This is a genomic window from Roseivivax sp. CAU 1761, assembly GCF_054482755.1.
This window is the reverse complement of the sequence record NZ_JBTLRM010000057.1, coordinates 1-10,373: the sequence shown is the minus strand read 5'-3', so window position 1 is coordinate 10,373 and position 10,373 is coordinate 1. Positions and strand designations below refer to the sequence as shown.

At 71.1% G+C, this 10,373-nt stretch carries 8 protein-coding genes; 3 read left to right on the top strand and 5 right to left on the bottom strand.

Going from position 1 to position 10,373, the window contains the following annotated elements; translation table 11 throughout:
* Positions 1-35 precede the first annotated feature (35 nt).
* Positions 36-1,178, bottom strand: coding sequence for an alpha-D-ribose 1-methylphosphonate 5-triphosphate diphosphatase (locus tag ACXYMW_RS19425; RefSeq protein ID WP_459036983.1), 1,143 nt, complete (start codon positions 1,176-1,178; stop codon positions 36-38).
* A gap of 83 nt (positions 1,179-1,261) precedes the next feature.
* Here ACXYMW_RS19425 and ACXYMW_RS19420 point away from each other — a divergent pair, with 83 nt between their 5' ends.
* The gene (locus ACXYMW_RS19420) at positions 1,262-1,963 is read left to right on the top strand and encodes a DUF1045 domain-containing protein (RefSeq protein WP_459036982.1); all 702 of its coding nucleotides are present in this window, start codon (positions 1,262-1,264) and stop codon (positions 1,961-1,963) included.
* Between the two features lie 128 nt (positions 1,964-2,091).
* Positions 2,092-4,509, top strand: a complete 2,418-nt coding sequence (gene gyrB / locus ACXYMW_RS19415; protein WP_459036981.1) for a DNA topoisomerase (ATP-hydrolyzing) subunit B — start codon at positions 2,092-2,094, stop codon at positions 4,507-4,509.
* A gap of 981 nt (positions 4,510-5,490) precedes the next feature.
* Here the strand turns inward: gyrB and ACXYMW_RS19410 are convergent.
* From ACXYMW_RS19410 to merF, 4 genes are read right to left on the bottom strand one after another with little or no spacing between them, the layout of a single operon-like run.
* Positions 5,491-6,828, bottom strand: a complete 1,338-nt coding sequence (locus tag ACXYMW_RS19410; RefSeq protein WP_459036980.1) for a dihydrolipoyl dehydrogenase family protein — start codon at positions 6,826-6,828, stop codon at positions 5,491-5,493.
* 36 nt (positions 6,829-6,864) lie between these two features.
* Positions 6,865-7,194, bottom strand: a complete 330-nt coding sequence (locus ACXYMW_RS19405) for a YnfA family protein (RefSeq protein ID WP_459036979.1) — start codon at positions 7,192-7,194, stop codon at positions 6,865-6,867.
* A 33-nt stretch (positions 7,195-7,227) separates the two neighbouring features.
* Positions 7,228-8,640 (bottom strand): mercury(II) reductase, encoded by a 1,413-nt coding sequence (gene merA, locus ACXYMW_RS19400; RefSeq protein ID WP_459036978.1) that lies wholly within the window; start codon positions 8,638-8,640, stop codon positions 7,228-7,230.
* Positions 8,641-8,653: 13 nt separating this feature from the next.
* Positions 8,654-8,881 carry a mercury resistance system transport protein MerF gene (merF, locus tag ACXYMW_RS19395; protein ID WP_459036977.1) on the bottom strand — a complete coding sequence of 76 codons (228 nt, stop codon included), beginning with the start codon at positions 8,879-8,881 and terminating at the stop codon, positions 8,654-8,656.
* Between the two features lie 219 nt (positions 8,882-9,100).
* Between merF and ACXYMW_RS19390 the strand changes: the two genes are divergently transcribed.
* Complete coding sequence (locus ACXYMW_RS19390) at positions 9,101-9,553, top strand: MerR family transcriptional regulator (protein ID WP_459036976.1); 453 nt, start codon at positions 9,101-9,103, stop codon at positions 9,551-9,553.
* Positions 9,554-10,373 lie beyond the last annotated feature (820 nt).

The following is a 10,373-nucleotide window of genomic DNA, read 5'->3' as shown; positions in this document are numbered from 1 at the left end:
GCGCCGGGGCGCGCACCACGGGGGCGGCGGGCGCCTCAGGCGACGCGGGCGCCGCGCGCCCAGACCGCCCGGACCACCGGCGTTCCGGCGATCTCGGCCACCCGGACGAGATCGCCGCGCAGGCCCACGGCGAGCCGGCCGCGATCGCCGAGCCCCGCCGCCGCCGCCGGCCGTGCCGTCACCGTGGCGATGCCGCGCGGCAGGTCGTCCCACAGCGCGCCGAGCCGGAAGGCGCCGAGGAGCAGCGCCGCGGGGACGTAATCGGAGGACAGGATGTCGAGGCAATCGGCGCGCGCCAGCGTCTCGGCCGCCACGTTGCCGGAATGCGAGCCGCCGCGGATCAGGTTCGGCGCGCCCATCATCACCGGGATGCCGCGCCCCCGGCAGGCCCGCGCCGCGGCCTCCGTGGTCGGGAACTCGGCCAGCGCGACGCCGTGCCCGGCGCTCGCCGCGACCTGATCCTCGGTGGTGTCGTCGTGGCTCGCCAGCACCGCGCCGAGGCGCATGGCGGCGGCGACCGCGCCGGCCTCGTGCCGGGCGCCGAGCCGGTCCCGGAGCCGCGCGAGCACCGCCACGTGATCGTCGAAGCCCGCGGCGTCGAGGCCGTGCTTGCCGCAGAGATAGGCGCGCAGCCGGTCCATGTCGCGGAACTGCCGCTGGCCCGGCGTGTGATCCATGATCGAGACGATGCCGACGCGGTCCTCGGGGCCGAACTCGGCGAGCTCCTCGAGCAGGCTCTCGGAACAGAGCTCGGCGCGCAGATGCAGGAAATGGCTGATCCTGAGCGCCTCGGCGTCGCGCAGCGCGAAGAGCGCGCGCGACACCGCGCGGGCATAGCGCCGGCTCGACGCGGCCCCGGCGGCGGCGACGCTGCCGGCGCGCATCGCGTCGAAGACCGTGGTGATGCCGGCGGCGGCAAGTTCGCCGTCATGCGCCAGGATCGCCGCCGCATGCGGCCAGTCGACCCCGGGGCGCGGATGCAGGTGGCGCTCGAGATTGTCGGTGTGCAGCTCCACAAGGCCGGGGATCACCCAGTCGCCGCCGCAGCAGACCGCGCCCGGCACGCGGCTCGGCCCCGCGCCGAGATCGGCGATGCGGCCGTCGCGCAGGCAGAGATGGCCGCGGAGGATGCCGGTCTCGAGCACGAGGCGCGCATCGGTCAGCACGGTCTCGGTCATCTTGTCCTTTCGCCCGCCGGCTGGTTCAACTCCCGCCGAAGGTGGCGCAGGTGGCGGGCCGAGGACAAGGGGAGAGGCGGGCCATGACGGGCTTTGCGCGCTACGCGATCTATCACCTGCCCGATCCCGGGCCGCTGGCCGCCTTCGGTGCCGGCTGGCTGGGCTGGGACGCGGCGCGGGGCACCGAGGCGCCGCCCCCGCCGGAACCGGCGCTCCCCGAGGCCGAGCGCCGGGCGGCGGTCGCCACGCCGCAGCGCTACGGCTTCCACGCCACCATCAAGCCGCCCTTCCGGCTGGCGGCGGGGACCGAGCCCGCGGCGCTGCGCGCCGCGTTCCGGGCGTTCTGCGCCGGCCAGGCGCCGGTCGCGCTGCCGGGGCTGCGCCTCGCCGCGCTGGGGCGCTTCCTGGCGCTGGTGCCGGAGCGGGCGCCGCCGGAGCTCGCGGCGCTGGCCGGCGCGGCGGTGGCCGGGCTCGACCCATTCCGCGCGCCGCCGGAGCCCGCCGAACTGGCGCGGCGCCGCGGCGCCCGGCTCAGCCCGGCCCAGGAGGCGCTGCTGGTGCGCTGGGGCTACCCGTACGTGATGGAGGAATTCCGCTTCCACATGACCCTGACCGGGCGGCTCGACCGCGCCGCCCGCGACCGCCTGGAACCGCGGCTGGAGGCGGCTCTGGCGCCGCTGTTGCCCCGGCCCTACCCGATCCGCAGCCTCTGCCTGCTGGGCGAGGCGGCGGACGGACGCTTCCACCTCGTCGCGCGCTGCCCGCTCGGCCCCCTGCCCGGGTGAGCCGGAGCGGCGCGACCTCCGGATGCGGCGGCAGGACCCTGCCCGACCCCCAAAATATTGGGGGTCCGGCGTGACATTCCCCCCCGCCGGCGATATTGTCCGCGCACCATTAGAGAGACGGGATGTCCATGGCCGAAGAAGCCCGCAAAGCCGACGAGTACGGCGCCGATTCCATCAAGGTTCTCAAGGGCCTGGAGGCCGTGCGCAAACGTCCCGGCATGTATATCGGCGACACCGATGACGGCTCCGGCCTGCATCACATGGTCTACGAGGTCGTCGACAACGGCATCGACGAGGCGCTGGCCGGCCACGCCACCCGCGTCACCGTCAAGATCCATGCCGACAGCAGCGTCTCGGTCTCCGACAACGGCCGCGGCATCCCCACCGACATCCACGAGGAGGAGGGCGTCTCGGCCGCCGAGGTCATCATGACCCAGCTGCATGCCGGGGGCAAATTCGACCAGAACTCCTACAAGGTCTCGGGCGGTCTGCACGGCGTCGGCGTCTCGGTGGTCAACGCGCTGTCGGACTGGCTCGAGCTGCGGATCTGGCGCGGCGGCAAGGAGCATTACGCCCGCTTCGAGCGCGGCGAGACGGTGGAGCATCTGCGCGTCACTGGCGAGGCCGAGGGCCGCAAGGGCACCGAGGTGCGCTTCCTCGCCTCGACCACCACCTTCTCCAACCTCGACTTCGATTTCCACGTGCTGGAGAAGCGCCTGCGCGAGCTCGCCTTCCTGAATTCCGGCGTCCGCATCCTGCTCGAGGACGAGCGCCCGGCCGAGCCGCTGTCGCTCGAACTCTATTACGACGGCGGCGTGCGCGAATTCGTCAAGTATCTCGACCGCTCGAAGCATCCGCTGATGTCCGAGCCGATCTACATGACCGGCGAGCGCGACGGCATCGGCGTCGAGGTCGCGATGTGGTGGAACGACAGCTACCACGAGACCGTGCTGCCCTTCACCAACAACATTCCGCAGCGCGACGGCGGCACCCACATGGCGGGGTTCCGCGGCGCCCTGACCCGGACGCTCACGCGCTACGCCCAGGATTCCGGCATCGCCAAAAAGGAGAAGATCGCCTTCACCGGCGACGATGCCCGCGAAGGTCTGACCTGCGTCCTGTCGGTGAAGGTGCCGGATCCGAAATTCTCGTCCCAGACCAAGGACAAGCTGGTCTCCTCCGAGGTCCGCCCGGCGGTCGAGGGGCTGATGAACGAGAAGCTCACCGAGTGGTTCGACGAGAACCCCAACGAGGCCAAGATGATCGTCGGCAAGATCGTCGAGGCGGCGCTGGCCCGCGAGGCCGCGCGCAAGGCCCGCGAGCTGACCCGGCGCAAGACCGCGATGGACGTCAACTACCTCGCCGGCAAGCTCAAGGACTGTTCGGAGAAGGATCCGTCGAAAACCGAGCTGTTCCTGGTCGAGGGCGACAGCGCCGGCGGCTCGGCGCAGACCGGCCGCGACCGCGGCACCCAGGCGGTGCTGCCCTTGCGCGGCAAGATCCTCAACGTCGAGCGCGCCCGCTTCGACCGCATGCTGTCGAGCCAGGAAATCGGCAACCTGGTGATGGCGCTCGGCACCGGGATCGGCCGCGACGAGTTCAACATCGAGAAGCTGCGCTACCACAAGATCGTCATCATGACGGACGCGGATGTCGACGGCGCGCATATCCGCACCCTGCTGCTGACCTTCTTCTACCGCCAGATGCCCGAGCTGATCGAGGGCGGCTATCTCTATATCGCCCAACCACCGCTCTACAAGGTGACGCGCAACCGCTCCGAGGTCTACCTGAAGGACCAGGGCGCGCTCGAGGATTACCTGATCCAGCAGGGCACCGAGGGGGCGCTGCTGGTGCAGGGCAACGGCGAGGAGATCACCGGCCAGGATCTGGTGCGGGTGGTCGAGGAGGCGCGCAGCCTGAAGCGCGTGCTCGACGCCTTCCCGACGCATTACCCGCGCCACATCCTCGAACAGGCGGCGATCGCCGGGGCCTTCGTGCCCGGCGCGGTGGAGGCCGACCTGCAGGGCGTGGCCGACAAGGTCGCGGCCCGGCTCGACCTGATCGCGCTGGAATACGAGAAAGGCTGGTCGGGCCGCATCACCCAAGATCGCGGCATCCGGCTCGCCCGCATCCTGCGCGGGGTCGAGGAGGTGCGGACGCTCGACGGCACCATGCTGCGCTCGGGCGAGGCGCGCAAGACGGGCTCCTTCACCCAGGCGCTGCAGGCGGTCTATGACAGCCCCGCCTTCCTGCAGCGCAAGGACCGCCGCCAGGTGATCCACGGCCCGCTCGACCTGCTGCGGGCGATCCTCGAGGAGGGCGAGAAGGGCAACCAGCTGCAGCGCTACAAGGGCCTGGGCGAGATGAACCCCGACCAGCTCTGGGAAACCACCCTCGACCCCGAGGCCCGCACCCTGCTGCGCGTCGAGATCGACGACATGGCCGAAGCCGACGACCTGTTCACCAAGCTGATGGGCGACGTCGTCGAACCACGCCGCGAATTCATCCAGCAGAACGCCCTGTCGGTGGAGAACCTGGATTTCTGAAGGCGTGTAGGATCGCGTGTGATCGTGCGCGATGCCCGTAAGCTTGAACGATTTGCCTGCAAGTTTGCGCGCCGATCGGGATGCCTTTGACTTTTGCGGGGGCGTCTCATGCGGTGATTGGCCAGATGTGCTTTGGCAGACTGACGCACGAACGAAGCGTGCGGAGCAGAAATGCGCGCCGACCCGGCTGAGTTGCGCCGGCAAGCACTTAGGCATCGGAATGCTGGCGGTTGAGTGCCTGGATCAGTTGCGCCCGCCCGGTGGGAATATCTTGGAACGCGTCGGCAGGCATATGCCGGAACGGGCGCTGGTAACGCCCGCTTTCGACGAGGGCCGTGGCGCGGTTCACTACGTCTCGCAGTCGATGCGAGCGCCGAGGCGGGACTGATACTCTCGGACACGGCCCCGAAGCTCAAGGAAAGCCTCGGCGCGCTTGCGCATCTTTAGCGTCTCTGTCTTGTCGGAGCAGTCCTCGACCCGGTCGCCGCCGTTCTTCTTGACGCCGGAAGGTCCCCATCAGCGATGCGAAGCTGTCCACCACCCGGCCTCGGCGACGCGATCGCAGGTTTCGATGTCCGGCATTGGCGGCAAGGTGACGGCTTGAGCATTTCGAAGAGCTGCACGCTCCCCAAGGTGGGTTTCAACCAGGACCGTCTCGTGCGCGGGCGCGATGCTGAAACTCGGGCGCGATGTTGACATAGGCCGGCCGGAAGGTCGGCGGGCCGACGTCCGGTCGAGGCGGGCCCCTGCCTGGCCAGCGTCCGCCCGTGCGCCCGGGGCGATCTGCGAAAGTCTTCGGAGCCCCGCCGCGCGCGCGCCGCGCATGGGCAGCGCCGCGGCCGGGCCGACCGGCCGCGCATGGGCCAGCGCCGCGGCTGGGCCGACCGGCCGCGGAGGGGTCCGCCCCGGCCGGCACGGCCTTCAACCCTTACGCGGGCCGGGCTCTCGCAGGCGGCCGTGCAGAGCCGGGCCGATCCCCGGTCACAGCATCGACCCAATGTCGGACGCGCCCGTCGGGTAGGCCGCGGGTATCGCCTTCACCTGGGCCACCGTCAGGCCCAGCTTGATCGCCAGGGAGAAGACATTGATCAGCTCGGCATAATCCGGGCCGAACATGTGGGCGCCGAGGATCTTGCCGTCCCTGCCCGCGATGATCTTCGCTCCGGCATGGCTCTCGCCCAGGCGCCTCTGCGAGAACCAGCCCGAGGTGTCGGTGAAGCTCACCTCGACCTCGCCCGCCTCGCGCGCCTCCGCCTCGAGCAGGCCGACGCGGGCGAGTTCGGGAAGGGTGAAGACCACGCTCGGCACCCCGGTGTAATCGGGCGCGGTGCGCTGGCCCTTGAGCATGTTCGAGGCAGCGATCTTGCCCTCGAAGACCGCCACCGGGGTCAGCGGCCTGCCGGGCGAGGCGGCGGCGTCGCCGGCGGCATACACGCGGGAGTTGGACGGCGATTGCAGCCACGGCATGACCTTCACGCCGCCGTTCTCGGTCTCGATTCCCGCGGCGGCGAGGTCGAGGCGCTCGATGGCGGGCACCCGCCCGGCGCCATGCACGACGAGATCGGCCTCGATGGCATGGCGTGCGCCCGCCTTCCGGTAGACCACGCGGTGCGCTCCCTCCTTGTCCTCGACCCGCTCGATCGCGGCCTCGGCGACGATCTCGATCCCGGCGGCGCGGCTGCGCTCCAGCAGCATGTCGACGAGGTCGGGGTCGAAGCTCTTCAGCGGCCGCGCGCCGCGATCGAGGATCGTCACCTGCGCCCCCGCCCGCGCCGCGATATGGGCGAATTCGAAGGAGATGTAGCCGCCGCCGACGAAGACGATCCGACGCGGCAGCGCGGCGAGGTTCAGGAAGCCGGTGCTGTCGATCAGCCGCTCGGCGCCGGGAAACTCCAGCGGCCGGGGCGCCGCACCCGTGGCGATCAGCGCGTGGCGGAAGACGATCTCGCCATGGCCCTCGACCGCGATCCGGTCCTCACCGGTGAAGCGTGCGCGACCGTGCAGGGTCCGTACCCCGGCCTCCCGCAGGCCGTTCTCGATGCTCTCCGGCATCGGGTCGGTCAAGCTCTCCTTGTGCTGCATCAGCGCCGGCCAGTCGATCCGGGTCTCGCCCGCCACGCCCTTGCCGGCGAGCCGCCGCGCGGCCTCCACCGCCTCGGCCCCGGCGCGCAGCATCTTCTTCGGATCGCAGCCCCTGAGCGCGCAGGTGCCGCCATAGGGCAGCGCGTCGACGATGGAAGTGGACCAGCCGGCCTGGCTGCATTTCTTGGCGGCGCTGATGCCGGCCATGCCGGCGCCGATGACGATCAGGTCATGCATAAAGGAGGCTCCTGTCCGAAGGTGAGACCGCCCGCCTCAGAGCGGCGCCCGGGGCCCGGCGATGATGATGCCGGCGCCCAGGAGGCAGAGGCTGACGCCGATCAGGTCCCACCGGTCCGGCCGGACCCCTTCCACGGCCCAGAGCCAGACCAGCGAGGCCGCGATGTAGATGCCGCCATAGGCGGCGTAGGCCCGTCCGGCCGCGACGCTGCCCGACAGCGTCAGCAGGTAGGCGAAGAGCGCGAGGCAGGCCATGCCGGGCCCGAGCCACCAGATCGTCCTGTCGAGCCGCAGCCAGGCCCAGAAGGCAAAGCATCCGGCGATCTCGGCGAGGGCGGCGCCGATATAGGCGGCTAGGGTCGGCATGGGGCGGTCGGTCTCCGGTTGCAATCATGGGCGCTACCCCGCGCAGCAGCTGAGCGCGGCCACGTCCTTCTCGAAGGTCTGCGCGGCGAGCTTCAGCCCCTCCACATTGGTGAGATAGGGCATGATCGTGTCGCCGAGCTCTTCGTAGGTCATGCCCGCCCGCAGCGCCATCGCTGCCGTCTGGATGCTGTCGGCGCCCTCGGGGGCGAGGATCTGCGCGCCCAGAAGGCGCTTGCTCCCCGCCTCCGCCACCAGCTTGATCAGCCCGCGGGTGTCGCGGGCGGCCAGCGCGCGGGGCACCGCGTCGAGCGGCAGGACGGAGGTCCGCACCGCATGCCCGGCAGCCCGGGCCTGCGCCGCGCTCAACCCCACGCCCGCGACCTGCGGGTCGGAGAAGACCACCCAGGGCATCGTGGCGTTGGCGTAGGCGCGCGCCTCGCCCGCCACCGCGTTCCGCGCGGCGAGCTTGGCGCCGTAGGCCGCCATGTAGACAAACTGGTCGCGCCCGGTGACGTCGCCCGCGGCCCAGACCTTCGGATTGGCGGTGCGCATATGGTCGTCGACGACGATCCCGCCCCGCGCATCGGTTGCGATCCCCGCAGCGCCGAGATTCAGGGCGTCGCTGTTCGGCACCCGTCCGGTGGCGAGCAGCAGCCGCTCGGCGCCGAAGACATTTCCGTCAGTGGCGGTCAGACGCACGGTATCGTTGTCCCGCGCCACGCGTTCGTAGCCCGGGACGCGCGCCAGTCGGATACCCTCTTCGGCGAGGCCGCGCGCCAGCGCCGCGGAGATCTCGGGCTCGGCCGCCGGCAGCACGCCGCGGCGGCTGACCAGCGTCACCGCGACCCCGGCCCGGGCGAAGAGCTGCGCCAGCTCCACGCCGACATAGCCCGCGCCGAGCACCAGCAGGGAGGCAGGCAGGTCCGCCAGCTCCAGCGCCGCGGCGCTGTCGAGCGCGTCGACCGCCGCGAGGCCGGGAATCGCCGGCACCTGCGGGCGGGACCCGGTGGCGATGACGATCCTCGCCGCCGGAAAGGCGGCGCCGTTGACGGTCAGCCGGCCCGCATCGTCGAACCGGGCGCGGCCCGCGACATAGGCGATATTGGCGTGCCGGCGCAGCACGTCGGCATATTTCGCCGCCCGCATTGTCTCCACCAGCGCCCGCTTCTGCGCCATCGTCGCGGCCCAGTCGGCGATGCGGCCCGCGGCCTCGATCCCGTCGAAGCGCGTCGCCGCGCGGGCCTGATGCAGGCCCTCCACGGCGCGGATCAGCGCCTTGGAGGGCACGCAGCCCACGTTCACGCAGGTCCCGCCGAGCGTCCCGTCGCCGATCAGCGCGACCCGCGCCCCGGCCTCGGCGGCGGTGATCGCAGCCGAGAACCCGGCCGAGCCGGCGCCGATCACGGCGAGGTCGCAGGCCCCCGCGGGGGTGCAGCATTCCGCCATCTCCGTCTCCCTTTCAGATCCCGCGCCGGCGCCAGAGCGCGTAGAGGGTAAGGCCGAGGGCCCCCGCCAGCGCCGGCAGGAGCACGAGGTCGAGCCAGCCCAGCAGGGCAGAGAGCCCGACCGCGCCCAGCAGGATGACCAGGATCGGGGTGAAGCAGCAGAGCGCCAGGACGACGGTGCCGATGAGCCCGTATGCCAGAAGGCGGCCGTGCCTGTCGGAGGGCGTCCCGGGGCGCCTCACGACCCGCACCCCGACCGCCGCGCGGATCCCATAGCCGCGGCACGCCGTGGCGGGAGACAAGGGCCCGCGCGCCGCGCCATCCGGCTCCGGCCGGCCGCGCACCCCTCCCGCGTGCCGCGTCTTGTCCCAATCCCCCCGGCTTTCATCGTGACCTCCCGTTGGCGCCCGATGACCGTCAAGCTAGGGTCTGTAGGGGCTACAGGATCAAGGAGAAATGCCATGCCGTCCGGTCACGCCCGCGCAAGCGGCCTGAGGCGCGCCGAGCTGGCCCGGCTCACCGGCTGCAATCTCGAAACCATCCGCTATTACGAGAGCGTCGGCCTGATGCCCGACCCGCCGCGCACCGCGTCCGGGCACCGCCGCTACGGCCCGGCCCATGTGGACCGCCTGGCCTTCGTGATGCGCGCCCGGCATCTCGGCTTCACCCTCGAGGAAACCCGCGGCCTGCTGTCCCTCGTCGACCGCGGCAGCCACACCTGCGCCGAGGTCGCGCGGATGGGGCGCCACCATCTCGCCGCGGTGCGCGCCAAGATCCGCGACCTGCAGGAAATCGAACGCGTCCTGGCCGAGACGGTCGCCCGCTGCTCCGGTGCCGCCACGCCCGACTGCCCCCTGCTCGACGTCCTCAACGAGGGACAGACCCCACCAACCGCCGCAGCGGCGTCGGGTTAGAAGCCGGCCGGACCGCGCTGCGGCCTCCGCCATTCTGACAGGGTCCCCCGTCTTCCCGCGATGGCCAGCCGCGCTGATGCCATCGCCTCGCTCCCGACCAGCCTGGCGCCCTAGCCTCGCGGTCCGCCTGCGCGATGCAGTGTTGCTGGCGTGGGCGGGCCGGCTCGGGCCGCCTTGTCGGGGCCGTGCAGGGCTGTGGGCACAGGAAAAGCGCCGCGGGCCTTTTGGGCTGCGGCGCTGGTGTGTCGGATTTGGTTGCGGGGGACAGGCATTGGCTTACATCGAACTAGTGCCAGGTTCCGTCTCCTCGGCCGCCGCGCAAAAAGGATGAACTGCGGGCGGTTGAACCTTGAGACGGTTTCGGTCCTGCGCGGCCGTAGGCACAGGGCGCAGCGGAGGCTACTGGAGAGCCCCGTTGCGGAAGTGCCAGTCTCTCGCTGCGTGCGCTCGCAGCAGAAATCTACAGAGATACAGCAAAAACCCTGCGGCGCTGCCGCTAAGTCTCCGGACATTCGAGCTTGGTGCAGCGAGAGCGCAACCAGGACGAACCGTCCTGCGGACCTTTCTGCCGTTCGTCGCACCTGATCGGTTTGCGCTGCGTCTGCAAAGCCGCGCGGGCGGGAGGGAGGAGAGCCGACCTTCGCTTCGCTCTGCTTCAAGGTCGGAAGCGGGCTACTTGGGGACAACTGCCCCCACCCTGAACTGCCCCCCATTTCGACCGGACAGCCTGGCATGACCATGGAAGGCTCAAGCCTGTGCTTGGGGACATGCTTATGCCCAACGACAGACCCACCCGCATTGAGGTGATCACCGGCGTTGC